Annotated in this window: 19 protein-coding genes and 2 pseudogenes; 11 read left to right on the top strand and 10 right to left on the bottom strand. The window is 67.0% G+C overall.

Going from position 1 to position 24144, the window contains the following annotated elements; genetic code table 11:
• The first annotated feature begins 2 nt into the window (after nucleotides 1-2).
• The gene (locus tag SACE_RS23855; protein ID WP_009948842.1) at nucleotides 3-1592 is read left to right on the top strand and encodes a tryptophan halogenase family protein; all 1590 of its coding nucleotides are present in this window, start codon (nucleotides 3-5) and stop codon (nucleotides 1590-1592) included.
• Nucleotides 1593-1668: 76 nt separating this feature from the next.
• On the opposite strand, the gene SACE_RS23850 is transcribed toward SACE_RS23855, so the two are convergent.
• The 5 genes and pseudogenes from SACE_RS23850 to SACE_RS40360 all read right to left on the bottom strand — a co-directional run.
• On the bottom strand, nucleotides 1669-2259 hold the full coding sequence (locus SACE_RS23850) for an IS630 family transposase (protein WP_081468363.1): 591 nt from the start codon (nucleotides 2257-2259) through the stop codon (nucleotides 1669-1671).
• Nucleotides 2157-2741, bottom strand: coding sequence for a winged helix-turn-helix domain-containing protein (locus tag SACE_RS23845; protein WP_331386508.1), 585 nt, complete (start codon nucleotides 2739-2741; stop codon nucleotides 2157-2159). Before SACE_RS23845 ends, SACE_RS23850 begins: the two co-directional genes overlap by 103 nt.
• Before the next feature lie 312 nt (nucleotides 2742-3053).
• A complete protein-coding gene (locus tag SACE_RS23840) occupies nucleotides 3054-4217 on the bottom strand; it encodes a DUF711 family protein (protein WP_009948846.1) in 1164 nt (387 codons plus the stop codon).
• An 86-nt stretch (nucleotides 4218-4303) separates the two neighbouring features.
• Entirely contained in the window at nucleotides 4304-5317 is a 1014-nt protein-coding gene (locus tag SACE_RS23835) for a ParB/RepB/Spo0J family partition protein (protein ID WP_081468364.1), read from the bottom strand.
• 581 nt (nucleotides 5318-5898) lie between these two features.
• Nucleotides 5899-6157 (bottom strand): annotated as a pseudogene (locus SACE_RS40360) (transposase); the annotation flags it as partial.
• 22 nt (nucleotides 6158-6179) lie between these two features.
• Between SACE_RS40360 and SACE_RS23830 the strand changes: the two are divergent.
• From SACE_RS23830 to SACE_RS23815, 4 genes are read left to right on the top strand one after another with little or no spacing between them, the layout of a single operon-like run.
• Nucleotides 6180-6410, top strand: a complete 231-nt coding sequence (locus SACE_RS23830) for a hypothetical protein (protein ID WP_011874506.1) — start codon at nucleotides 6180-6182, stop codon at nucleotides 6408-6410.
• Nucleotides 6403-8475: a molybdopterin oxidoreductase family protein gene (locus SACE_RS23825; protein ID WP_009948850.1), complete on the top strand. Its 2073-nt coding sequence runs from the start codon at nucleotides 6403-6405 to the stop codon at nucleotides 8473-8475. Before SACE_RS23830 ends, SACE_RS23825 begins: the two co-directional genes overlap by 8 nt.
• Nucleotides 8472-9830 (top strand): FAD-dependent oxidoreductase, encoded by a 1359-nt coding sequence (locus SACE_RS23820; protein ID WP_011874504.1) that lies wholly within the window; start codon nucleotides 8472-8474, stop codon nucleotides 9828-9830. The genes SACE_RS23825 and SACE_RS23820 overlap by 4 nt, the downstream gene beginning before the upstream one ends.
• Nucleotides 9831-9855: 25 nt before the next feature.
• A complete protein-coding gene (locus tag SACE_RS23815) occupies nucleotides 9856-11061 on the top strand; it encodes an NAD(P)/FAD-dependent oxidoreductase (protein WP_011874503.1) in 1206 nt (401 codons plus the stop codon).
• A gap of 323 nt (nucleotides 11062-11384) precedes the next feature.
• Here SACE_RS23815 and SACE_RS23810 read toward each other — a convergent pair whose 3' ends face one another.
• The 4 genes from SACE_RS23810 to SACE_RS23795 are packed head-to-tail and all read right to left on the bottom strand — an operon-like array spanning nucleotide 11385 to nucleotide 17593.
• Entirely contained in the window at nucleotides 11385-12422 is a 1038-nt protein-coding gene (locus tag SACE_RS23810) for a family 2 encapsulin nanocompartment cargo protein polyprenyl transferase (protein WP_009948854.1), read from the bottom strand.
• A gap of 12 nt (nucleotides 12423-12434) precedes the next feature.
• A complete protein-coding gene (locus SACE_RS23805; RefSeq protein WP_009948855.1) occupies nucleotides 12435-13835 on the bottom strand; it encodes a family 2B encapsulin nanocompartment shell protein in 1401 nt (466 codons plus the stop codon).
• Between the two features lie 42 nt (nucleotides 13836-13877).
• Nucleotides 13878-16169: a family 2 encapsulin nanocompartment cargo protein terpene cyclase gene (locus SACE_RS23800; RefSeq protein ID WP_009948856.1), complete on the bottom strand. Its 2292-nt coding sequence runs from the start codon at nucleotides 16167-16169 to the stop codon at nucleotides 13878-13880.
• Nucleotides 16170-16180: 11 nt separating this feature from the next.
• Nucleotides 16181-17593, bottom strand: a complete 1413-nt coding sequence (locus SACE_RS23795) for a family 2B encapsulin nanocompartment shell protein (protein ID WP_031334300.1) — start codon at nucleotides 17591-17593, stop codon at nucleotides 16181-16183.
• A 674-nt stretch (nucleotides 17594-18267) separates the two neighbouring features.
• Here SACE_RS23795 and SACE_RS36765 point away from each other — a divergent pair.
• The 4 genes from SACE_RS36765 (at nucleotide 18268) to SACE_RS23770 (ending at nucleotide 21726) form a co-directional block, all read left to right on the top strand.
• Nucleotides 18268-19076 (top strand): IS5 family transposase gene (locus SACE_RS36765; RefSeq protein WP_085982277.1). Its coding sequence is split into 2 segments (ribosomal slippage): nucleotides 18268-18607 and nucleotides 18607-19076, totalling 810 coding nucleotides; the frame shifts between segments, so codons are not numbered across the junction.
• Between the two features lie 675 nt (nucleotides 19077-19751).
• Entirely contained in the window at nucleotides 19752-20618 is an 867-nt protein-coding gene (locus SACE_RS23780) for an ABC transporter substrate-binding protein (protein ID WP_009949205.1), read from the top strand.
• Between the two features lie 80 nt (nucleotides 20619-20698).
• Nucleotides 20699-21310, top strand: a complete 612-nt coding sequence (locus SACE_RS23775) for an SDR family NAD(P)-dependent oxidoreductase (protein ID WP_231849740.1) — start codon at nucleotides 20699-20701, stop codon at nucleotides 21308-21310.
• Between the two features lie 176 nt (nucleotides 21311-21486).
• A complete protein-coding gene (locus SACE_RS23770; protein ID WP_011874501.1) occupies nucleotides 21487-21726 on the top strand; it encodes a hypothetical protein in 240 nt (79 codons plus the stop codon).
• 94 nt (nucleotides 21727-21820) lie between these two features.
• Here SACE_RS23770 and SACE_RS23765 read toward each other — a convergent pair.
• A pseudogene (locus tag SACE_RS23765) lies at nucleotides 21821-22012 on the bottom strand (fructose-bisphosphatase class II); the annotation flags it as partial.
• Nucleotides 22013-22315: 303 nt separating this feature from the next.
• Between SACE_RS23765 and SACE_RS23760 the strand changes: the two are divergent.
• Nucleotides 22316-22993 (top strand): hypothetical protein, encoded by a 678-nt coding sequence (locus tag SACE_RS23760; protein WP_011874500.1) that lies wholly within the window; start codon nucleotides 22316-22318, stop codon nucleotides 22991-22993.
• Nucleotides 22994-23148: 155 nt separating this feature from the next.
• Nucleotides 23149-24072 (top strand): phosphotransferase, encoded by a 924-nt coding sequence (locus SACE_RS39980; protein WP_331386492.1) that lies wholly within the window; start codon nucleotides 23149-23151, stop codon nucleotides 24070-24072.
• Nucleotides 24073-24144: the final 72 nt, after the last annotated feature.

Raw genomic sequence — 24144 nt, 5'->3', positions numbered from 1 at the left:
AAGTGGAACACAAGGTGCAGAAGGTCGTGATTCTCGGCGGAGGCACTGCGGGATGGATGACCGCGTCGTACCTCGCCAAGGCGTTCGGCAAGGATGTAGGAGTCACCGTCCTGGAGGCGCCGACCATTCCCCGCATCGGGGTTGGCGAGGCCACGGTCCCCAACCTGCAACGCGTCTTCTTCGACTTCCTCGGGCTGGAGGAAAAGGACTGGATGCCCGAGTGCAACGCCAGCTTCAAGACCGCGGTCAAATTCATCAACTGGTGCACCCCGGGGCCGGGACAGCCCGATCCGCGGCCGACGCCGACCGGATCTGATCACTTCTACCATCCGTTCGGGCTCCTTCCGGAGTGCGATCGGCTGCCGTTGTCGCATTACTGGGTCCGCGATCGGCTGGCCGGCACTTCGACCCAGCCATTCGACTACGCCTGTTTCCCGCAGACCGCGGTCATGGACGCCTACCGCGCACCCTGCTGGCCGGACGGCAAGCCCGCCGTGACCTACGCTTGGCACTTCGACGCCCATTTGGTCGCTGATTTCTTGCGTCGCTTCTCCACCGAGACGCTCGGAGTGGTGCACGCCGAAGGAGTCATGTCCCGGGTGCAGAAGGATGCGAATGGATACATCACCGCACTGCTGACCGAGGCCGGCGAGGAAATAAGTGGCGACCTGTTCATCGACTGTTCGGGGTTCCGCGGCCTGCTCATCAACGAGTCGATGGGCGAGCCGTTCATCGACATGAGTGACCAGTTGTTGTGCGACAGTGCGGTGGCTGCCTCGGTGCCGGACGAGGGGACGGCCGTCGAGCCCTACACTTCGGCTATCGCGATGCCTTCCGGTTGGACCTGGAAGATCCCGCTGTTGAACCGATTCGGTTCCGGCTACGTGTATTCCAGTTCCTTCGTCGACCAGGACCAGGCAACCGAGGAGTTCAGTCGGCTTTGGGGGCTCGATCCGGCATCGAGTTTCAACCACGTGCGCTTCCGCGTCGGCCGCAATCAGCGGGCGTGGGTGAAGAACTGCGTCTCCATCGGGCTGTCCTCGTGCTTCCTCGAACCGCTCGAGTCGAGCGGCATCTACTTCATCACCGCATCGATCTACCAACTGGCGAAGCATTTCCCCGACAAATCCTTCCATTCGTCTCTCGTCAACGCGTTCAACCGTGAGATCGAGGCGATGTTCGAGGACTCGAAGGACTTCATCCAGGCGCACTACTACTTCTCGCCGCGTACGGACACGCCGTTCTGGAAGGCCAACAAGGACCTGGTTCTCAGCCGCGACATCCTGGAGAAGGTCGAAACGTACCGCGCGGGGCTTCCGGTCAACGCTCCAGTAGTGGACGGCGGAACATATTACTCGAATTTCGAAGCCGAGTTCCGGAACTTCTGGACCAACGGCAGCTACTACTGCATCCTGGCTGGACTCGGCGTCCTGCCCGACGCCCCTCTGCCGTCGCTGGCGCACCGCGACGGTTCCGCGGAGAGCAAGGCACTGTTCGAGCAGGTTCGCGAAGAAGGGCGTTACCTCGCCGAACACCTTCCCAGTACGGCGGAGTACCTGGAGACCATTCATCCGACTGTCTCCGCGCGGTGACCGCCGGTGGCATGCACGCAAGATCACGCCGGAAAAGCCAACTAATGATCTTTCGGTATTTGGGTGATCTTGTTTGTCATAGGTGGAGGCCGGTGTGGTCGAGGAAGGAGAAGCACAGTGGGTAGCTGCTGCCGATGCGTTGCAGGCCGGTCTCCGCGGCGGTGTGTGCTTGGTCGATGGTCTCGGGGCAGAGGTTGGCCAGTTCGGTTGCTTTGACGTTGCCCCAGATCTGTTCGACGGGGTTGAGGTCGGGGGCGTAGCCGGGAAGTGGCTCGACGCGCAGCCAGTGTCGTTGGGTGGCCAGCCAGGCTTTCATGGTTTTCGAGCGGTGGGCGGGCAGGCCGTCCCAGATCAGCGTCACCGGCGCACCGTCGAGGTGGTCGTGCAGGTCGGTGAGGAACTCGATCAGCGAGGCGGTGTCATAGGCCCCGTGCTTGGCCTGAAACACCAACGTCGCTTGGCTGCGATCGGGCCGGTAGGCCAGCGCGGCCGACATCGACATCCGTGTCCAGGAAAAACGGTGCCGCAATACCGGGGTCCGGCCTTTCGGTGCCCAGGTGGCCCTTACTGCCGGGAGCAGGGAGAATCCGCTCTCGTCTTGGAAACAGATCCAGGCCCCTCGGCGCCGGGCCCCCTTTTTATCCGCGGCCACTCGGTTTTCACCCATTCCTCGATCGCGGCCTCATCACGCTCGACGGCTCGTCGTGCTGGTCTCTGGCGGCTCCAGCCGAGCCGCTGACGCAGAATCACCCACGTCTGCGACTGCGAGTACCGCACGCCGGTAAGACGTTCGATCACCTCCGTCACCCGGGCCAGCGTCCACATCTCGGTGGGAAACCCGCCTGCGCGCGGGCCTTTGAGCAACTCGGTCTCGATCTCGCACAGCTGCTCATCGGAGAGTTTGGGTATCCGCCCGGCGCGACCGGCACCGGTCAGCGCCCCGGCGCCACCGGTCGACCACGCCCGGTGCCACCGCGACGCGGTCTGCTGCGACACGCCCAGCGCCGTGGCCACATCGACCTGCCGCTCGCCGCGATCGAACATCTCCGCCGCCTGCATCCGACGCTCCCGCAGCGCGTCGAAATCCCGCCTACCGGCCCGTTTACCAGCACGGGCCTGCTCACCCGTCGACCGTGAAGACCTCGCCACCCCAAAACCATCCCATGCCGGAACACAAAACAACCCCAGCGACTCACCCTATTACAAGAAGATCATTAGCTCATCCGGATCGGTGACCACACCATCGCACTGGCCGGGGCATTGCCTCCGGGTGGTGCCGACGATCGATGGCGCGTCGGCGACGATGTTTCCAGGTCGTTTCCTGCGATCTTCGAGCAGGACTGGCCGGATACATCGTCGCCGTACCAGATCTTTCGACGGGACGCCGCGAGTTCCAGGAAGCCGGCCGGGTACGAAGCGGGTGTGCGCGTGAACCCGCGGCTGACCGCGGCCTCTTGGCGGTCACGGCAGGCGCAGGTTGATCAGGTGCGGCGAGGTGAAGGTGGTGTGGTCACCGGATCGCTTGCCGGGCAACGGGAACAGCCGTGCGGACAGCGGCTTGGCCAGCCGGGTGGCGAACGTCGCCGTGTCCAGCAGCAGACCGGCGATGTCATCGATGGAGCTGTCCTCCGGCAGCGGCACGGTGTCCAAACCGGTTCCGCAGACCGCCGAGCAGGCCAGCAACTGGTGCGTCCTGAGGCGACCCTCTGCCCACTCGCGCGCCAGTACGGCGTCCTCCATGACCGGTAGCATCAGTCCGTTGTAGCCGCAGGTCGGCAGGTTCGTGCTGCGCAGTGCCTCGGTGATCGCTCCCACCACCGCGACCGTGCCGGGAGCACCGAACCTGCCGGCGAGGCCGAGCTCTACGGCCGTCCCGATGCTGGTGTCGACCGACGGTGCGGGCGAGAGGTCGATGCCACCGAATCGCAGCCCGGACTCCTCAGCCAGTCGCTGCCCGAGCCGCACCACCGGAGTCGCTTCGGTGATCAACGCTTCGCGCACTCGCACAGTGATCGAGGCAGGGTCGAGGCCGTTGCCGTGGGAGAGCGCGGCAGTCACGATTCCGGCGCCTTGAAGGCCAATTGTGAGTGCGTCCGGTCCCTGGTGGTAGCTGGCTGGAAAAAACGGGTGGTCGGGCGGCACGCAGGCAAGAGCCGCGAACCGGAAGTTACCTACTCCTGCCTCGGTCCGCCGCGCGATCCGGAGCATCGTGCGGGCCGTCGGCTCCACCGCATCGACCAGAATGCCGTGCTGTGCCGTGGCGATCTGGACGGCGCAGTTCAGCGCGGGGAGATCCGGTATCAGTTCCTCGATCACCGCGATCTGCTCCAGCAGGACATTCCGCCGTGTCGCCTGCGCTGCCCCCAATGAGAAGTGATCGATACCGAGGCGATCTAGGTCGGCTTGTAGGCGGCGGGCGTAGGAGATCAGCTCGTCGGGTCGGCCCGGGAAGTCGTCGAACACCGGAGGGGTGGTGATGCGGACCGTCTGCACCTCGTAGCCGGCTTGCCGGTAGGCGGCGTCCACCACCCGCAGCCGGGTGGCAGCGTCCGCGAGTCTGGATCCGGACAGCGGGTGGGGACCCGCGAGTCCCAATGTGATGGTGCGAATCACCGGCTGACTCATGGCCGCTCCCAAATCTTCTCACCGACCGCATCGGTGCACGCAGAACACGCCCACTGGGACGCAGGAAATCACGAAAGCCGGAGAAGTCAGCGCTCTTCGAGCTGTGCCGCGAATTCGCTCCAGGCCCGTGCGTACCCGCGTGCCAGCTTCGCCACCGAGGCCGCGCAGTGGTCGGGCACCATTTCGGCGATCCTTTTGGGTGCCGTCATTTCCACCCGGTTCTGGTCCAGCCACCGGAGCAGGAACCGGCCCGCCTCCTTGAACCGCAGCGATGGGTCTGCCTTGAGATTTTCCAGGATGGCGGCAACGTCACTACCGCATGCGGGGCCCGGCGTCTCGATCGTTTCTTGAGGAGCGCAGATCTCCGGCGGCTGGGGTGTGGTCAATGATTCTGGTGCTTCCTGCTGCCGCAATGCAGGATCCTGGCCTGCACGCACGCGTTGCCGCACGCCATGCACGGTGGAATGCGATACCCCGGCCTCGTTCGCAATGGCGCGGATCGACGCGGTGGGATTCTCGGTCAGCAGTTTGGCGACCTGCCGTCTGGCCGCGGAGCCGTTGGCGGGTCGCACACGGCCGTCCTTGCCCACCCTCGTGGGTGACCGGGCATCGTGCGAGTTCGAACGCCAGCGCAGCTTGCCGACAGTCCCTGCGGAGAGACCGGTGACGGTGGCGATCCTCCGGTTCGACCAGTGCGGGTACAACTGGATGATCCGGGCCGCTGCCGTGGTCCGATCAGCCCGGGTCAGCGGCAGTCCGTGCGCGATGTTCATCTGTACCGCGAGCAGGAAAGCATCGCCATCCGTGCCCTCGTACACTCTTGCCTCGATTTTGTCCTCACCACGCAGGGTTGCGGCGTGAACCCTGTGTACTCCATCGATGACCCGCCCGGATCGACCGTGTACGATAATCGGAGGTAGTCGCTCCTCGGACTCGGCGAGCAGTCTGATGTGCTCGTCATCCGCGCCGGCCCGCCGTGGGGAACCATCAATCAGCAAAGAATTGATCGACAGAGTGACTATCGGCAGATCATCCGACCGGATGGGCTGCCATTCGGTCGGCTCAGGGGTGGTTTCCTCATGCGAACCTTCGTGGGTCATCGCGGAATGTCCCTTCGTGAAAACCTATGACATCGTCGATGCAGACCACGGAGCCGCTTGTCCGATCAGCAGTGGTGTCGGCACAACCGACGATGCGACATGCCGGCCTTGGCTGGTCAAGCTTGACGATCCCCTCGGGCAGGACGGCGGGCAGCACTACTGCGGGTAGGCCGTGACCGGCCTCCGGCTCCCGTCGTGCCCCACAGGCCGGCACCGCCCAGTACCGGCGAGCCGGCAAATCGTGTGGAGGCTTCGCTTTCCCAGGTAAGCGTGTCTCCGCACAGCAGCTTTCCCCAGCGGGCGCACCAACGACCCAGGATGGTAGGAGCGCCCTGGTTCAGGACGGGATACCATTTTGGAAGGCGTAGTCGCGGGCGGACATCGGTCGCAGATCTTTGACGTTGTTCACCATATATTGTTTGCAATATATGGTGATACTTTAGTGTAACCCCGGGGGGCGTGGTGCTGACAATGTGCTCAACAGGCGAACCGACTGCGCCAGACGGGTGCGGCGGAAACTCACCGTGCTGGTCCGCGGCGTGTTCGGTTTTCGCGTGTGGGGCGATGGTCGGTCTTTGGCCGACGGTGATGCGGTCGTCGTAGAACATCGCCGGCGTGTTCAGGACGACTTTCCGCCCGGAGGTGCGTCCGGTGACGTTGGTCTGGTTCCGTTGCGGGCTGCGAATGACGAGGTAGAGCACCTTCAACGCGGCTTGCTCGTCGGGGAAGTGCCCGCGTTGGCCGGTGGCTTGCCGGAAGCCGGCGTCGAGTCCTCACGGCATTGGTGGTGTAGATGATCTTGCGAATCTTCCGTGGGAACGCCAGAATCGGTGTGAACTGCCAGCAGCACGCCGGAACCCTCATGGTGGGCGCGATCGGCGCTCTCGGTGGGGTGCTGATCCCCCTGATGTTCCGCGCCTCTTCCGGAGATGCCCTCGGCAGCGGTTCTACCGCGTTCGCCGTGTTCCTGGTCGGCTGTGTGGGATGCGCCGTCATCACCGGAGTGGTCTACGTGCCGGGTGTTTCCGCGAGCGCTGGGGCGGCTCAGTCGGTCGCCCGGCACTCGTCCACATCGGAGATCACCCATGTCTGAGCAACCCGAGGTTGAAACGCACTGCCCGTACTGCGCCCTGCAATGCGGCACCCGGCTGGCCGATGCCGGCGCAGGCGTCACGATCACGCCTACGGAGTTCCCGGTCAACCGGGGCGGTCTGTGCCACAAGGGGTGGACCGCTGCGGAACTGCTCGGCTCGCCGGACCGAATCCGGCGCCCGTGGGTCCGCCGCGACGGGAGGCTTGTTCCCGCGGACTGGGAGACGGCCCGGGACACCGTGGTCGAGGGACTGCTCGCCGCACGGCGTCGGTACGGACCGGACGGGGCAGCGGTGTTCGGTGGTGGTGGGCTGACCAACGAGAAGTCGTACCTGCTCGGCAAGTTCGCCCGGCTGGCCCTGGGAACGCGGCACATCGACTACAACGGCCGGTTCTGCATGGCTTCGGCCGCCGCGGCCGGGAACGCGGCCTTCGGTGTGGATCGCGGACTGCCGTTCCCGGTGACCGACCTCGCCGACGCGGACGCGGTGCTGCTCGCGGGTGCGAACGTGGCCGAGACGATGCCACCGCTGATGCGTCACTTGGTCCGGCCGGATCTCATCGTCATCGACCCTCGGCGCACGGCCACGGCCGCGCGGGCCGCCCTGCACCTGCAACCGGCTCCGGGCACCGACTCCGCGCTCGCGCTCGGCCTGTTGCACCTGGCCGTCGTCGACGGGGAGGTCGACACGACCTACGTCCGCGAGCGCACGCACGGGTTCGACGCCGCGTGGCGGCGTGCGGTGTCGTGGTGGCCCGAACGCGTCGAGGAGGTGACCGGGGTCGCTGTCGGAGACCAGCGGGCGGCAGTGCGCATGCTCGGCGCCGCGAAGAACGCCTACGTGCTGACCGGCCGCGGCGTCGAACAGCACAGCAACGGCGTGGACACGGTCGGGGCGTTCATCAACCTCTCCCTCGCGCTCGGCCTTCCCGGGCGCGCGGGCAGCGGATTCGGATGCCTGACCGGGCAGGGCAACGGCCAGGGCGGTCGGGAGCACGGGCAGAAGTCCGACCAGCTACCCGGGTACCGGTCCGTGGTCGACCAGGCCGACCGCGAACACGTCGCCCGGGTGTGGGGAGTTGCTCCGGACTCGCTTCCCGGGGCGGGCCGCAGCGCGTACGAGCTGCTGGACTCGCTGGGCACCGCGGACGGCCCGAAAGCGCTGCTTGTGTTCGGCTCCAACCCGGTCGTGTCGGCGCCCCACGCCAGGCACGTCGCTGAACGGCTGGCTGCGCTGGATCTGCTGGTGGTGGCCGATTTCGTGCCTTCGGAGACCGCCCGGATGGCCGATGTCGTCCTGCCGGTCACGCAGTGGGCGGAGGAGGAGGGCACCGTGACCAACCTGGAGGGCCGGGTGCTGCGGCGACGGCGTCTCCGTCGGTCTCCGCGACACGTTCGCACCGATCTGGAGGTTCTGCGTGGTCTCGCGGTTGCCCTCGGAGAGCCCGCGGAGCGGTATCCGGACGATCCCCGGGAGGTTTTCGACGAGCTGCGGCGAGCCTCGCGTGGAGGAAGGGCGGACTACTCGGGCATCAGCTACGACCGTCTTGATTCCGGTGCGGCTCTGCACTGGCCCTGCCCCGGCTCCGACCACTTCGGCACCCCTCGGATGTTCCTGGACGGGTTCGCCCACTCCGACGGCCGTGCCAGGTTCGTGGCCGTCGACCACACCCCGCCCGGGGAGGAACCGGATTCCGAGTACCCGCTGCACGTCACGACGGGCCGGGTGCTCGCCCAGTACCAGTCCGGCGCGCAAACCCGCAGGATCGCCGAGCTGAACGATGCCGCACCCGAGGCCGTCGTCGAGGTGCACCCCGACACCGCGCGCCGCGCCGGACTGCGGGACGACGACCTGGCGGTCATCAGTTCCCGGCGTGGCAAGACCCTGGCAAGAGTGCGGGTCGTCGCCACCATGCGCCAGGACACGGTGTTCCTGCCCTTCCACTTCCCGGATCAGCACAGCGCCAACCTGGTCACGAACCCCGCGCTGGACCCGCACAGCAGGATTCCGGAGTTCAAGGTCGGCGCGGCGCGGATCGGACCATGCGGCGAGGGGGCCGGATGAGGCACGTGCTCGTCGTCGGCAACGGACCGGCGGCGCACCGGCTCGTCGAACGCCTGCGAGAGCGCGGGTTCGCGGGGTGGATCACAGTGCTGGGCGCCGAGCCCAGGCCCGCCTACAACCGGGCGCTGCTCGGCTCGGTCCTGGACGGAACTGTTCGGGCTGCCGAACTCGAGCTGCCTGAGCTGAACGCGGACGTACGCCTCGGGGTCGAGGCGACCCGCATCGATCGGCGGATGCGTCGGGTGCACACGTCGTCGGGCACCGAGTTCTCGTACGACGAGCTCGTGCTCGCCACCGGCGCCCGGCCGAGCACGCCGGACGTGCCCGGGCTGCGCGGGCGGGCGGTCACCACGTTGCGCGGTCCGCTGGACTGCGCGCGGGTCGCCCGGCTGCGTTCTCACGTGGTGGTGCTCGGCGGAGGAGTGCTGGGAGTCGAAACGGCGTGCTCGCTGCTCCGGCGGGGCGTGCGCACCACGCTCGTGCACGCGCGGCCGTGGTTGATGGAGCGGCATCTGGACGCGGTGGCCGGGCGTCTGCTGGCCGAGCGGCTCGAAGCGCTCGGCGTGCGGACGGTGCTCGGACGGGCCGCGGCCGGCTTCGGCGACGGTGGGCTCGTGCTCGACGACGGCACCCACGTCAGCACGGGAGGCGTCATCGTCTGCACCGGCATCCGTCCCAACATCGAGCTCGCCGAGCCTGGCGGCGTCGCGGCACGACGCGGAATACTCGTCGACGACCGGATGCGCACCAGCGACCCCCACGTCCACGCGATCGGCGACTGCGCCGAGCACGACGGCGTGACCGCCGGGCGGCTCGGACCGGCCTGGGACCAGGCCGAAGCGCTGGCCGGCCAGCTGACCGGTACCGACGCCCGCTACGGAGGCGGCGCGAGCATCGTGCGTCTTCGAACCAGGCACATCGATCTTGCCGCGCTCAACACGGCGATGCCGAGCGACAACACCGACGTGATCACCCTGACCGACGGGGACGGGGCGCGGTACGCCAGGCTCGCGGTGCGCGACGACCGCGTCGTCGAGGCGAACATCGTGGGCCTTCCCCGCGCGATCAGCAACCTCACCCAGCTCCACCGACGCGATCTTCCCCTGCCGCGTGAGCGATTCCACCTGCTCCTCGGAGAAACACCACCGAGCGGAGCCGGCCCGACCGAGGTCCCCGGTAACGCGCTTGTCTGCCGGTGCAACAACGTCACCAGGCAGACCCTGCTCCAGGCGTGTCGCCGAGGAGCACGGGACGTGGACTCCCTGGCCCGGATGACGCGGGTGACGACCGGGTGTGGTGCGTGCGTCGACGACGTTCGCCGGATCTGCGCGCAGGAGGGCGTTGCGCCCACCTGAATGGTGAGGAAAAGGGGTGTCCACCATGTCCAGAACCCTCGTCCTGGTCGGTCACGGGATGGTCGGCCACCGGCTGGTCGACAACCTCAGCGACGGAGATGGCGGGGACGACTGGCGCATCGTGATCCTCACGGAGGAACCACGTCCGGCCTACGACCGCGTTTCGTTGTCGTCCTATTTGGATGGCAAGACGCTGGCCGACCTCAGCCTGCTCAGCCACGACAGGTGCAGTGGTCCGGCGATCGAGTTGCGGCTGAGCACCAGGGTGCAGTCGATCGACCCGCATCGGCGGCACGTCACCACCAGCGACGGTGCCGGGTTCGACTACGACGTCCTCGTGCTGGCCACCGGGTCTCGCCCGTTCGTCCCGCCGGTGCCCGGCAACGATCTCGACGGATGCTTCGTCTACCGCACCATCGACGACCTCGACCGCATTCGAGAGGCGGCCGCCGGAGGTGGTGACGGTGTCGTCATCGGCGGCGGCCTGCTCGGGTTGGAGGCCGCCAACGCGTTGCGGTTGCTCGGGATGCGACCGCACGTCATCGAGCGAGCGCCGTGGTTGATGCCGACGCAGCTGGACCGGGGCGGTGGACAGCTGCTGGCCAGACTCGTCGGTGACCTCGGACTGCGCGTGCGCACCGATGTCCTGCTCAGCTCGATCGACTCCACGCCGGACGGCCGGGTCCGTGCCGTCACGCTGGCTGACGGCACGGAGATCGAGACCGGACTGGTCGTGTTCGCCGCCGGGATCCGGCCACGGGACGAGCTCGCGCGTCGCAGCGGACTCGCCGTCGGCGACCGCGGTGGTGTCCTGGTCGACGAGCACTGCCGCACCAGTGACGAGAACGTCTGGGCGATCGGTGAATGCGCGGCGATGTTGGGAACCTGCTACGGCTTGGTGGCGCCCGGATACGCGATGGCGGACACCGTTGTGCAACAGCTGCTCGGCACGGGGGCGACCACCTTCCCGGGCGCGGACACCTCGACCAAGCTGAAATTGCTCGGCGTCGACGTGGCCAGCTTCGGCGACACCAGCACCGGCGACGGGATCGAGATCGTGTACGCCAACGAGGCGTCCGGTACCTACGCGAAGTTCGTGTTCAACCGGGACGCGCGGGTGTTGCGTGGAGGCATCCTCGTCGGCGATGCCGAACCGTACTCGCTGTTGCGGACCTTCGTCGGCGCGGAGCTGCCCGTCGCGCCGGAGCACCTCCTGCTCCCGGCCTCCTGACCGGGCGCCGACGCCCCGGTGCGGAGCGGGTTACTACGGCGCATTTCATCGGTGCGGCTCTGCTGCTCGTCAGCGACAATGCGAGCTGGCCCATGGCCACCTACATCGCAGCACTGGCGGCCGTGTCTTCGCCGCGTCCCCTTCCTCGCCGTTGAGACACGCCATCGCCGGCTTGACCGCTGGTTGGGCGACCCTGCACTGCGCAGGCGGTCCTGGCTATGGGCAGCCACCGGCACGTGTTGGCTGCCGCAGCAACACGGCAGCCAACACGTGGGTCAGTGGCGGACACCTACGTTCGGGCGGCCGCGGTCACCTGCCCGCGCTCATTGGTCGCGGTGGGTCACGAAGCGGGCGAGGGTGCTTAGTTCATCCGCACGCTTGACGGGTTGGGCGAGCCGCAGGTGCTCCATGGAGCGCGCGAGCAGGTCGTCCGCCTGGTCCTGGCTCCACGCACGCCCGCCTGCGGCCTCGACGAGCGCGGCAACCTGCAGGAGTTCCTCTTCTTCCAGGGCCTCATCCCGGTAGTAGAGGTCGGCCAGTTCCCGCCCTGCCGGGTTGTCGGCGGTGAGGGCTGCTACGACGGGTAGCGACTTCTTGCGGGTACGGAGGTCGGAGAAGGCGGATTTGCCCGTCCTGGCCGGGTCGCCCCAGATTCCGAGCAGGTCGTCGACGTGTTGGAAGGCGAGTCCGACTCCCTCCCCGAACGCGCGCTGGTGGTCGACCTGTTGCGCAGTGCCATCGCCGAAGATCGTCCCCAGCGCGCAGGCCGCGCCCAGCAACGCACCGGTTTTGTTCTCGGCCATGGATACGCATTCGTCGAGCTGGACCGCACGGCGGTCCTGGAACGCGATGTCGACGAACTGGCCGGCCACGAGACGCTGGACCGCGTCGGTGAGCAGTCGGATCGCTTTGGTGGCCGATGGGTGCTCGCTCGCGGCGAGCACGTCGCAGGCCAGGCTGAGCAACACGTCGCCGACGAGGACGGCGTTGCCGATCCCGAACACCGTCCACGCGGTAGGACGGTGGCGACGGGTCCGGTCGCCGTCCATGACGTCGTCGTGGAGCAGGGAGAAGTTGTGCACCAGTTCCACGGCGACCGCCGCCGGTACCGCAGCCGTCGCCGAGCCGCCTACGGCTTCGGAGGCGAGCAGGGCGAGCGCCGGCCGGATCGCCTTGCCGGCGCCGCCCTCGGCGGGCCTCCCGTCTTCGTCCCACCAGCCGAGGTGATACCCGGCGACTCGGCGCGCGGTCGCAGGCAGCGTGTCGATGGCAGCGCGCAGCGCGGGGTCGGTGTGTCGGCGAGTCCATTCGAGCACGTCGTGCGCCGAGTGCTCTGCCGGCCTGATCCCGGTGGTGGTCATGCTCTCTCCTCCTCAGCGTCCGATCTCGACGTGTTCGAGCACGCCGAGTGCATCGGGTGTGAGCACGGCGGCGGAGTAGTAGGCGCTCACCAGGTAGGAGGTGACCGCCCTGTCGTTGATCCCCATGAACCGCACGTTCAGGCCGGGCTCGTACTCGTCCGGAATGCCGGTCTGGTGCAGTCCGACCACGCCTTGTTCGTCCTCCCCGGTGCGCATGACCAGGATCGAACTGGTGCCGGTCTCGCTGATGGGGATCTTGTTGCAGGGCAGGAGTGGAACACCGCGCCACGCGTAGACCCGGCTGCCGTGGAGTTCGACGGTGTCGGGATAGACACCGAAGCGCGAGCATTCCCGGCCGAACGCCGCGATGGCCCGCGGGTGGGCCAGGAAGAACTCCGACTTGCGGCGCCGCGCCAGGAGCTCGTCGAGGTCGGCCGGCGTGGGCGGGCCGCTGTGGGTCTCGATGCGCTGACGCAGGTCAGCGCTGTGCAGCAGACCGAACTCGCGGTTGTTGACCAGCTGGTTCTCCTGCTCCTCCCGCAGCTCCTCGATCGTCAGCCGCAACTGCTGCTCCAGCTGGTCCATCGGCTGGTTGTAGAGGTCGGCCACCCGCGTGTGCACGCGCAGGATCGTCTGGGCGACGCTGAGTTCGTACTCGCGCGGGTTGAGCTCGTAGTCGACGAACGTACCGGGCAGCTCGACCTCTCCGTCATGTCCGGACGCGAGGTCGATCACGGCTTCACCGTACTTGTTGTGCGCCGGTTTCGCGCTGCTTCGGAGGTGTTCGAGGTGTGAGCGCAGCACAGGTGACTGCGCCGCGAGCTCCTGGAACGACTGCCGCGGCAGTGCGAGAACGATGCATGGCGTGGCGGCCTGCGCGGTGAAATCCCACCTGTGGTCCTCGCTGACGAGGGCCTGCTCGCCGAAGTAGCGGCCGTCGGCGAGGATGTCCAGAACCGGCTGATCGCCGTACTCACCGGTGCCCATGGTCTTGACCTTGCCGTGCGCGATGAGCAGCAGCTCGTCCGCCGGGCGGTCGGCGGAGACCAGCACGTCGCCCGGCTCGTAGTCGCGCCGGACGAAGCGCTCGGCGACCGCGCCCAGCACAGCGTCGTCGTCGACGTCGCGCAACAGCGCCAGTTCACGCAGTTCCGGTGGCACCACGTACACCGAGTCGCCGGTGTTGGAACAGGTCACCAGTCCGTCACCGAGGGCGTAGGTGAGCCTGCGGTTCACCCGGTATGAACCGGCCTGGGTCTGCACCCACGGCAGCTTGCGCAGCAGCCATCGCGGGCTGATGCTCTGCATCTGGGGCGGCGTCTTGGTGGTGGTCGCGAGGTTGCGCGCCTGGGCGGTTCCCAGGCTCAGCTGCCCGGACGCGGCGGTGTCCCCGGCATGCTGCGGTTCGGTCATGAAGCTCACCAATCAGGTTGTGCTGCGAAGCGATTCGCTGGTTCAGCGGTTGAGGCCGGTTGCGGAAGATCCGCGTCGAGCCAGCCGGGCGGCAGAGGTCCCGATGCCGGTGGGCCCGGAAAGACGCCGACGCAATGGCAGGTGTGGCTCCGGCCCGGTGCCGTGGTGGTGTTCCGATCGAGTGCGCCGCAGCTCCGCATCGGTGTAGCGGACACATCTGCGATGCCATTCGAGGATTCCCGACGTCCAGTCCTTCAACTCGTCGCACTGGCGCGTGAGGGCTGTGCGGGCGGCCTCGTCGAGTTCGAACTCGTCGATCAGGGTCGGCAGCTCCTCGGCGAGGATGCGCTCGAACTGCCGCATCCGAGCCTTCATCAGGTCGGCCACGACGTCCCGTGCGGTCAACCTGTCCACACCCAGGAAGTTCTCAACGACCAGGACCATGTTGTGGACCTCGCCTTCGAACTCGATCTCCTTCTGGTACGAGAACAGGTCGTTGGTGAAGCAGGCGTAGTCCTGCGCGGACCACTCCAGCTCCCGCATGACTCGAGTGCGGTAGATCTCCGCTGGTACGACCGCGGCGTTGGCGAGCCTGGACAGGCTCATCGTCATGTCCGAGCCGAACGTCCGCCGCCGCATCTCGATGTAGTCGACAGGATCGGGAATGCGGTTCTGGGTCTGGTTGGCCAGTTCCCACAACCAACTGGAGGTCATGTCCTCGACCGCCTTGCGGAACTGCCGACGCGAGTCCGCGGGCATGGGCCCCGCGGTGCGCCGCCACAGATCCGCCAGGCCGCGTTCGAGCACGTTCGCCGGCTCCGGAACCCCACCCCCGTCAATCGGCATGAACGCCGACAGCCGGTCGTTGCACACCTTCGCCGCGGCCAGATTGCGCGTAGCGCCGAAGACCACCGGGAAGAAGTCGTCGCCATAGGTGCCCCAGGCGAGCCAGTCCGAGGACAGATCGAGCTGCTCCGGGCCGGCGTCGGCGTGGATCATCGCGGCGCAGTGCGGGAAGTCGAAGCCGACGAAGCGGCGCTCGTTCCAGACACCCCCGACTTCGGATCCGGGCACGGAATCGAACATGCCCATCTCCCGCGCCCAATCGACCGCGTGCTGCCGAGCAGCGTCCAGGTGCGGGCTCATCCGCACCGGGAACGGCATGTAGATCTCAGGCAGCGGAAGATGACCGACGGGTGCGAACGGGGCGTGGGAATGCTGCTCGCGGTGTCGTCGGATCCCCGGCCGGACCCGCGCGAGTGCGTTGTGCGCGGCGGAGGTCCCCAGTCCGGTGGGACCCCCGAACGGGCTGCGCGCACCAGCGAGGGCACCGTCGTTCATGTAGCGGCTGGATCGCAGGTGCCACTCGTGGCCGCCGGACTGCCAGTCCTGCAGACCCTTGACGTAGGTGAGCACCGCTGCGCGTTCAGCCGGATCGAGGCCGTACTCCTCGCACAACGGTGGTACCTCGGTGAGCGCGGTGTTCTCGAACTGCTGCAGGCGCGACGTCAGCAGTTCGTTGGTGGTGTCAGCGGCCTCCTGCGGACCGCAGTCCAGGAACCGCTCGAATACGAGCACACCGTTGTTGAGCTCGCCCTCCTCCTCGGTCTCACGCTGGTAGGAGAAGATGTCGTTGCGCAGGTGCACGGCGTCGGCGAAGGTGTCCTTGAGCACGCTCATCGGCCGCGTACGTGCGATCTGCGCCGGAACCTCGACGCGGGCGGCGAGCTCGACCAGGTCGGCGGACCACGGGGCACCTCCGACGCGACGGCGCATCTCGACGTAGTCGATCGGATTGGGCACCTGACCGTGGGTGATGTTGGTCAGCTCCCACACGCAGTCCTCCAGCAGGTTCCGCGTGCTCTCCGAGAACCGGCGCAACCAGTCCGCGGACATGATCGGGACACTGCGGGCCCACAGATCCACCAGACCCCACTCCACCGGGTTCTTGGCGGTGGGCTGTTCGGCTGTGAGCTCTGCCGGCATGAAAGCGGCGAGACCGGCCAGGTACTCCCGAGCCCCGGTCAGATCCCGGGTGCGCTTGTAGTACTCCAGGAAGTGATCGTCGAAGTAGAAGACCCACACGTACCAGTCGGTCACGAGCCCGAGCTCATGCGCGGTCGCGTCGGGGTGGGTGTAGGCGCACAACAGCGCGTAGTCGTGCGCGTCGAAGGTCGCCTCGTCCCACACGGCCTGGTCGTCGCCCAGGGGGCCGCCCGGCAGCATACCCATCTCACGCGCCCACGCCTTGCTGTGCTCGCGTGCTGTCTCCAGGTGCGGGTTCAGGCGCGCCGGCCACGGCACGTAGAACTCGGGCAGTCGAAATGGCTGCATGGTAGGCACTTTCAGCTTTCCCGGCCGAGTTCCACGTGCTCCAGCACGCCCAGCGCATCCGGGACGAGCACCGCTGCGGAGAAGTACGTGCTCACCAGGTACGAGATGATCGCCTTCTCGTTGATCCCCATGAACCGCACCGACAGGCCCGGCTGGTACTCGTCCGGAATGCCGGTCTGGTGCAACCCGACCACGCCCTGGTTCTGCTCTCCGGCCCGCATCAGCATGATCGAGGTGGTGCGGGTCTTGCTGACCGGGATCTTGTTGCACGGGAAGATCGGCACACCCCGCCAGGCCGGCACGTGATGACCGCCGAAGTCCGCGCTCTGCGGGTACAGGCCCCGGCGGCTGCACTCCCGGCCGAACGCGGCGATGGCGCGGGGGTGCGCGAGGAAGAAGCTCGGCTCCTTCCACACCGTGGACAGCAGCTCGTCCATGTCGTCGGGAGTCGGCGCCCCGCCGCGGGTGTGGATTCGCTGACGCAGATCAGCGTTGTGCAACAAGCCGAAATCGCGGTTGTTGACGAGCTGGTTCTCCTGTTCCTCCCGAAGTTCCTCGATCGTCAGCCGCAGCTGCTGCTCGACCTGGTCCATCGGCTCGTTGTAAAGATCGGCTACGCGGCTGTGGACCCGCAGGATGGTCTGGGCGACGCTGAGCTCGTACTCGCGCGGCTTGAGCTCGTAGTCCACGAACGTGCCGGGGAGGTCGACCTCGCCGTCATGTCCCGAGGCGAGCTCGACGGTGGCCTCGCCGTAGGGATTCTGCGCCCGCTGCAGCTGGCCCCTGGTGCGCTCGACCTGATCCCGCAGTGCCTCGGAGCGGTCGGACACCTCTTGGAAAGCCTGCCGCGACAGCGTCAACACCGTGCAGGGTGTGACCGCCTTCGCCGTGAAATCCCACGTCTCCTGTTCCCCCAGCAGAACCCGGTCGCCGAAGAACTCACCGTCGGCCAGCACGCCGAGGACGGTCTGGCCGCCGTACTCACCGGCGCCCAGCTGGTTCACCTTGCCGTGCGCGATGACCACGAGCTGGTCGGCCGCCTGACCCGACTCGACGATCGCGTCTCCTGGCTCGTACTCGCGCTGGGAGAACCGACCCGCGAGTGCCTCGAGGACGCCGGTGTCGTCGAATCCGCGCAACAGCGGCAACTCGCACAGCTCTGCCGGAACGACCTGAACCTCGGCACCGGTGTTCGTGGACGTGACCCGCCCGTCCCCGAGGGCGTAGGTCAGTCGGCGGTTCACCCGGTACGCGCCGCCCTTGGCCTCCACCCACGGCAACAGCTTCAACAACCACCGCGACGTGATGCTCTGCATCTGCGGCGGGGTTTTCGTCGTCGTCGACAGGTTCCGCGCGGCGGCGGTACCCAAGCTCAGCTGGGCCTCCGCGTTGTCATTACCGTTGGAACCAAACGATTCGGTCATATTGCACCACCACTTCACGTCGCCACCAGCTGTCGGCATCACAGACCCGGAACGACGGCTTCGGCGTCCTCCGAAGGGGACTGTGAGCCACGGGGGTGATCTTGCAGATCCCCCCGGAAGACTGTCGACAAGGCAAGAGAATTGTCACAGAGTGCTCATTCGGCTTCTCTGTGTGACGACTCTGTGGTATCCACATGCGACGGCCTCTGTGAGTGCACTGCTCGCGTCGAAGTGGTTCCGCTGCACGCAGCCTTCCGCGACACCTCCCTGCTCCTGCGGCGCGCAACTGTTCCTTTTCGGACCGTTCCCATCGCTTTGCGGATATGCCGTGCTGCCACCAGGTGTCCGCCGTTGAGCATCAGACCGGGTCTTGGCGTGCAGCTTGCCGGTGAGGTCGTGGTACCTGACAACCGCTCGACCACACGGCGCGCTTCGTGTCCACTGAGGCTGGCGGGACGGGTTCGCCGCAACGGGAATGTTTCTCATGTCGGAAGCCGGACCGTGCGTCCATTGCCGCAGTAGAGGGACGAAGTGATCAAGTGAACTGATACGTGATCCTCACTGTTCAGGACTTCCAGCCATGTCCCCCCGTGCGGAATCTGACTTACAACTCGTTTCAGAATAATGGGCGTGTCTGATAGCGATGGTTGATCGACTCGGTGCATGGTCATGGTGTGATCGAGGAGTTGGTGCCAGATCAGTTGTGGTCTCGGGTGCAGCCGTTGCTCCCGGCGCGTCCGCCTCGCCGGAGCCGGTACCCGGGCCGGTTGCCGGTCGACGATCGGGCCGCTCTGGCCGGGATCGTGTTCGTGCTCAAGACCGGGATCACCTGGCGGGAACTACCGCACGAGGTGGCGGGATGTTCCGGAGTGACGTGCTGGCGGCGGTTGCGGGACTGGAGCGAGGCCGGGGTGTTCAACGCGGTGCACGAGCTGCTGCTGGACCAGCTTCGGGCTTTGGATCGGCTCGACCTGAACACTGTGGTGGTCGACGGATCGCATGTGCGGGCGCTCAAAGGGGGGCGGCGACGGGCCCCTCGCCCGTCGATCGGGCTCGCACCGGCACCAAACACCATGTGATCACCGACGCCGGCGGTATCCCACTGGCAGTGACGGTCACCGGCGGCAACCGCCACGACAGCACCCAACTCATCCCGCTGGTCGAGGCTCTGCCCACGATCCGTGGTAAGCGCGGTCGGCCTTGGCAACGGCCTCGCTGGCTCTATGGCGACCGCGCCTACGACTACGAACATCACCGGAAAGCCCTGCGCGAACGAGGAATCATTCCGCGTATCGCACGCCGCAACACCGGACACGGCTCCGGTCTCGGTAAGGTCCGCTGGGTCGTGGAACGCACGTTTGCCTGGCTGCACCAGTACAAACGCCTCCGCACCCGCTACGAACGCCGCGCCGACATCCACCTCGGGCTCCTCCGGCTCGGATGCGTCCTGATCTGCTACCGCCAACTACCAACCTCATTCTGAAACGAGTTGTAAAGCACTCCAGCAACGAGCGCCACATGTGTACCGGGACTCTCGTGTCGGCACGTGGATCTGTAGCCTCGCCAAGTTCCGATTGCAGGCCCGCGCGCAAAATGGCTCAACGCCCGACAGGCGGCTCGATCCGGGCCGGCGGTTTCCGCGGTCGGTTTTATGAAACCGGTAACCCTTCGTGTCCGAAATGACTACGTTGTGTGTTCGAGCGCTGCTATCGCTAGTGGGATTGAACTCGCGAGCTTTACTGTGACTGAGACTTCCTACCAGGTAGGAGTCGGCCATGACCAGCGAGTTCTCATCCAGAATGCACCGTCGCCGTGACGTGCTCAGTGCCGCCGCGGTGCTTGCTCTGGCCGGCGCGTGTGTCCGTGAGGAGGCACTCGGTCCGACCGACACGCGCGCTGCGTCGCAGGAGACGTTCGCCGAGCCCTCCCGCCGGCTGTCCGGGGAGCTGCGGATCCTGCTGTGGAGCCACTTCATCCCCAGCCACGACCAGTGGTTCGGCGCCTTCGCACGGAACTGGGGTAGCAGGGTCGGCGTCAACGTGACCGTCGACCACATCGACCAGGCGCAGATCCCGACGCGCATAGCCGCCGAGGTGCAGGCCGGCAGGGCCACGACGTCATCCAGTACATCGCACCGCTGTCCCAGTTCGAGCCGGCCATGCTCGACCTCCGCGACCTCACCGACGAGGCGGTGCGGCGCTGGGGCCCGCAACTGGAGCTGTGCCGCAAGTCGACGTTCAACCCGACCACCGGGAGGTTCTTCGCCTACTCGCCGGGCTGGGCACCCGATCCCGGGAACTACCGCCGGTCGCTGTGGGAGCAGGTCGGCATGCCGCAGGGGCCCTCCAACTGGGAGGAGTTGCTCATGGGCGCCGATGAGATCAAACGGCGCACCGGGACCCAGTTCGGTCTCGGCCTGTCCCAGGAAATCGACTCCAACATGGTCCTGCGCGCGCTGATGTGGTCCTACGGCGCATCGGAGCAGGACGCGCAGCAGCAGGTCGTCCTCAACACTCCCGAAACGGTCGCGGCCGTGGAATACATGGGCCGCCTCTACCAGCAGGCGATGACGCCCGAGGTGTTCTCGTGGAACGCGGCGAGCAACAACCAGGGACTGGTCGCGGGGAAGCTGTCCTACATCGTCAACTCGATCTCGGCGTGGCGCACCGCCCAGGGAGCGAACCCACCGGTGTTCGACGACACCTTCTTCGTGCCCGCGCTGCGGGGTCCGAGAAACGCGCTCGCCGCGCAGCACGTCATGTACAACTGGGTGATCCCGCAGTACGCGCCCGGCGCCGACGCGGCGAAGGAGTTCCTCCTGCACTACACCGCGAACTTCGCGTCCGCGACGTACCACTCGCAGATGTACGACCTGTGCGCGTGGCCCGGGCTGACACCGCAACTGGACGGCTGGCTGACGGCCGACCCCTTCGGCGCGCGGCCGCCGGACAAGCTCAACCTTGGACCGGAGCGTGGCGCCACACCCCGCCCCGGTCGTTTCGCGACAACCCGCAGGCCCGGCTGACCTTCGTGCGATCCGACCTGTCGTCGATGCGCGAGGCTGCCCGCCTGGGGCGCGACCTTCCCGCTGAGGACTACGACGTCGTGCTGTTCACCCTCGGCATCTTGGCGGCCAAGAACCGGGAAGAGACCAGCGGACGCATCGAGCGGGACATGGCGGTCAGCTACCTGAGCCGATTCGCCGTCCTGCAGGGTCTCAGTTCCAGGCTCGGGGCAGCACGCCCGGACGATGCGCCGCAGCCACGCGTGTTCGTCATGGGCTCTCCCGGAACCGGAATCCGCGGCAACCCCGAGGACCTCAACGCCGAGGGGCCATACCGGGCGGTGCCCGTGTACATGAACACCGTCGCCGCCAACGAGGCCCTCGTGCTCGCGGGCACCGACCGGCTGCCGGGTCCGGCGTACTTCGGCTTGAACCCAGGCCTGATCAAGACCGACATCCGTTCGAACTACCTGGGCGAGGGCAGCATCGCGCACCGACTGGCCGAAGCTCTCATCGGAATCACGGGCCAGTCGCCGCAGACATACGCCAAGCGGATCCTGCCGCTGCTGTTCGCTCCGGGTCTGGAGGGACGCACCGGCGTCATGTTCAACAACAAGGCCCAGCCGATCCTGCCGTCCCGCGGATTCGACAAGGCTCACGCCGACCGCTTCATGACAGCCTCGGAGGCTCTCCTGCGACGAGCACTCCGCTGATTGCGGCGCTTTCTTGATGCGCTACATGTGAAGGAGAGGTCACCTGCGAGTTCGCCGTAGCGCTGGTCGATCGAGTGCGGTCGGTTCCCGTGCGCGGGTCGTGGTTTGCCTGTGCGAGGGCGGGGAACTCCGGTATTGACGGCAGTGGTTCAAGTACCGTGACGAGGAGCGTGATCATGTCCACCGAGCACACTCCGGCTGATGACATCGTCTACGACCTGGTCAGCGTTCAGTACCACGCACTGCAGGGCGCGGAGAACAACGACAAGTACAAGCAGGACGCTCACGATCACGACGACGTGCGTTCGTTCTTCGAGGAAGTGGCCAAGCAGGATGCCTGGCGGGCCGAACGCTGCCACGAGTTGCTGGCCAACCTGACGGGCGGAGGCCGTGGTTTGAGCGCGAGCGCGGGCTAGCGGACTGGGGCTGCCGCGAACCCGTTCCCGTCGAACGCGAGCCATCGCGCTCGACGAAACGACCACGCACCTGAGTGGTCTCGCATTCGCCTGTTCACCCGCCTTGGGAAGGCGCTCGGTTCGCGTACTCGCGGAGCTTGGAAAGGCGGTGCGAGCCGTCGATCATGCGGACGGTGCCGGACTTGGAGCGCATGACGATCGACTGGGTGCTGCACTGGTTGGTGCGGTAGTGCACGCCCCTGAGCAGCGCGCCGTCGGTGATGCCGGTGGCGCAGAAGAACACGTTCGGGGCCGTTCGAGCACGCCGGTTGCGCAGGAACTCACCGAGTTCGACGTTGCCGGACATGCCCCCATCGTGCGCCCTCTCCGGCGGTCAAGCCCGCGATTCCCCAAGGCGCGTCCAACACTGTGACCAGCGGATTTTCCGAATGGGTAGACCCGCTGGTTTCGTTTTTGGCCAAGTGTGGGAGTGCGAGGGTGGCTATCGGCCCCGCACCGGTGGGATGGGTCGCCGACCATCGCCAGGGAACTCTCAGGGCTGGATCGGGGATTCACCGGATTCGGCGCTCCGGCCACCGGCGGCAACCTGGTGGTCGTGTCGAAATCCAACTCGCAGCGGTGGCGGCAGGTCGTCGTGTGGCTGCACGTGCTCGCCTCGGTCGGCTGGATGTCGCTGGCGCTCGTCCTGTTTACCCTGCTCGTGGTGAGTTTCACCAGCGGTGACCCGGGCGTGCGGATCAGTGCGACGTCGATGGCGCACGTGGTGGACATGCGCCTGCTGGCGCCGTTGGCCAACGCTGCGGCGTTCACCGGGTTCATGCTGGCCGCCTCGACCGCGTGGGGGTTCTTCCGCCACTGGTGGGTGCTGGCCAAGTTCGGGATCACCCTCGTCCAGCTCTACGCGGGGATCTTCATCCTCTCCGACGCGCTGCAGGCCTCCGTGGAGGCCGCGCGGGCCGGCCTGCCGACTCCGCCGATGTCGCAGCTGGTCGGCACTGCCCTGATGGCGTCGGCGATCGCCTTCCAGACATGGCTGTCGGTGGCCAAGCCGTGGCGCCGAACCCCGTGGGCCGGCAAGGAGAAGCCGTCGCTCGCGCCGAACCGGGTCTTCGCGGCGACCGTCGCCGCAGTGCTGGCCGACATCGCGACCGGCATCGTTCTCGGGTTTCCGTCGCCGCTGTGCCAGCTGGTCGTACTGACGATTCGCCTGGTCGCCCGCCGCCGACCCGAACGGAGTCGGCAGCGAGTCGGGATACAGCCGGTGTAGTTCGAACATCCGAGCCCCGCGGCTACCGATGGCCGGGCCCAGCCACCGCGCGCAGGGACTCAGTGGTGCCCGGCCCCGCGGGTTATCCGTCGGTTGCCACTACGAAGCGAGGGCATCACGGCTGTGGCGCGGCTCGTGTGTGGGATTCTGATCGCATGGCACCCGCCAGGTCACGGCTCAGCTGGGTTGACCTTCCGCGGACTGTTCGTCGCCAAGCGGAAGGCAAGTGGTCCGCCCGTGTGGTGTCCGAACAGAGATGCTCAGGCGGGTACACCGCCGGGATTGCTTCACGTTTGAGGCTCGACGATGGCCGACGGGTCTTTGTCAAAGCCATCCCTGACAGCGACTGCATGGCAGCGCACTATCAGACCGAGGCCGAGGTCTGTGCGGTGCTGCCGGATCGGGCAGCGCCGCGCTTGTGGTGGTCACTGGACGTCGACAGGTGGCTGCTACTGGCCTTCGACGACATCAGGGGACGCGAACCGGACTTGTCGCCAGGGTCACGAGACGTGCCTGCCGTACTCGAGGCGCTGCGAAACCTATCGGAAGTACTCACACCTTGCCCCTGGCCCGCAGCTGCTACTGCCTCGGAGGAGTTGGCTGGAGAGTTCCGCGCCTGGAACGAGCTGACCGCGACACCTCGGGAGGGGATCTCGGAATGGGCCCGTCAGCATGCCACCGCACTGGCCGGGATCGAGCGGCTGTTCCTCGAGCACACCGAGGGCGACACGTTGCTGCACACCGACCTCCGCGCCGACAACATGCTCATCGATGACGCCGGAGAGGTCCGCGTGATCGATTGGTCGTGGGTTGTGCGTGGTGCCGGATGGCTGGACCTGGCGTTTCTGGTGCCGCAACTGATCCTGGCCGGACACACGCCCCGGGCCGCGGAGAAGACGCTGTCCTGCCTGCCTGCGTGGCAGCAGGCACCGGCGGATGCGCTCACGTCGTTCGCCGCGGCGGTTACGGGGGTGTGGGAGCGGGGCCGCCTGGCCGAAGGCCCTGATCACCTGCTGGCGTATCGGCAGCGCGCGGTGCAGGCTGGGGCAGCGTGGCTTGAGCACCGACTACGATCGTAGGGCGGGCGTTCAACGGGGGCTTCCACCGGATGACCCAGATACCTCAACCGAGGTCCACCGGCGCGTGCGTGG

Source organism: Saccharopolyspora erythraea NRRL 2338 (assembly GCF_000062885.1).
In the GTDB taxonomy this organism is placed as follows: domain Bacteria; phylum Actinomycetota; class Actinomycetes; order Mycobacteriales; family Pseudonocardiaceae; genus Saccharopolyspora_D; species Saccharopolyspora_D erythraea.
This window is presented reverse-complemented; position numbering and strand designations above follow the sequence as displayed.

Coding starts and splice junctions, on each gene's coding strand:
- SACE_RS23810 (WP_009948854.1), bottom strand. CDS start 12,422: ATGACCACCACCGGGATCAGGCCGGCAGAGCACTCGGCGCACGACGTG.
- SACE_RS23770 (WP_011874501.1), top strand. CDS start 21,487: ATGTCCACCGAGCACACTCCGGCTGATGACATCGTCTACGACCTGGTC.
- SACE_RS23825 (WP_009948850.1), top strand. CDS start 6,403: ATGTCTGAGCAACCCGAGGTTGAAACGCACTGCCCGTACTGCGCCCTG.
- SACE_RS23805 (WP_009948855.1), bottom strand. CDS start 13,835: ATGACCGAACCGCAGCATGCCGGGGACACCGCCGCGTCCGGGCAGCTG.
- SACE_RS23780 (WP_009949205.1), top strand. CDS start 19,752: ATGCTCGACCTCCGCGACCTCACCGACGAGGCGGTGCGGCGCTGGGGC.
- SACE_RS23840 (WP_009948846.1), bottom strand. CDS start 4,217: ATGAGTCAGCCGGTGATTCGCACCATCACATTGGGACTCGCGGGTCCC.
- SACE_RS23835 (WP_081468364.1), bottom strand. CDS start 5,317: ATGACCCACGAAGGTTCGCATGAGGAAACCACCCCTGAGCCGACCGAA.
- SACE_RS23815 (WP_011874503.1), top strand. CDS start 9,856: ATGTCCAGAACCCTCGTCCTGGTCGGTCACGGGATGGTCGGCCACCGG.
- SACE_RS23850 (WP_081468363.1), bottom strand. CDS start 2,259: ATGGGTGAAAACCGAGTGGCCGCGGATAAAAAGGGGGCCCGGCGCCGA.
- SACE_RS23795 (WP_031334300.1), bottom strand. CDS start 17,593: ATGACCGAATCGTTTGGTTCCAACGGTAATGACAACGCGGAGGCCCAG.
- SACE_RS23830 (WP_011874506.1), top strand. CDS start 6,180: ATGGTGGGCGCGATCGGCGCTCTCGGTGGGGTGCTGATCCCCCTGATG.
- SACE_RS39980 (WP_331386492.1), top strand. CDS start 23,149: ATGGCACCCGCCAGGTCACGGCTCAGCTGGGTTGACCTTCCGCGGACT.
- SACE_RS23800 (WP_009948856.1), bottom strand. CDS start 16,169: ATGCAGCCATTTCGACTGCCCGAGTTCTACGTGCCGTGGCCGGCGCGC.
- SACE_RS23820 (WP_011874504.1), top strand. CDS start 8,472: ATGAGGCACGTGCTCGTCGTCGGCAACGGACCGGCGGCGCACCGGCTC.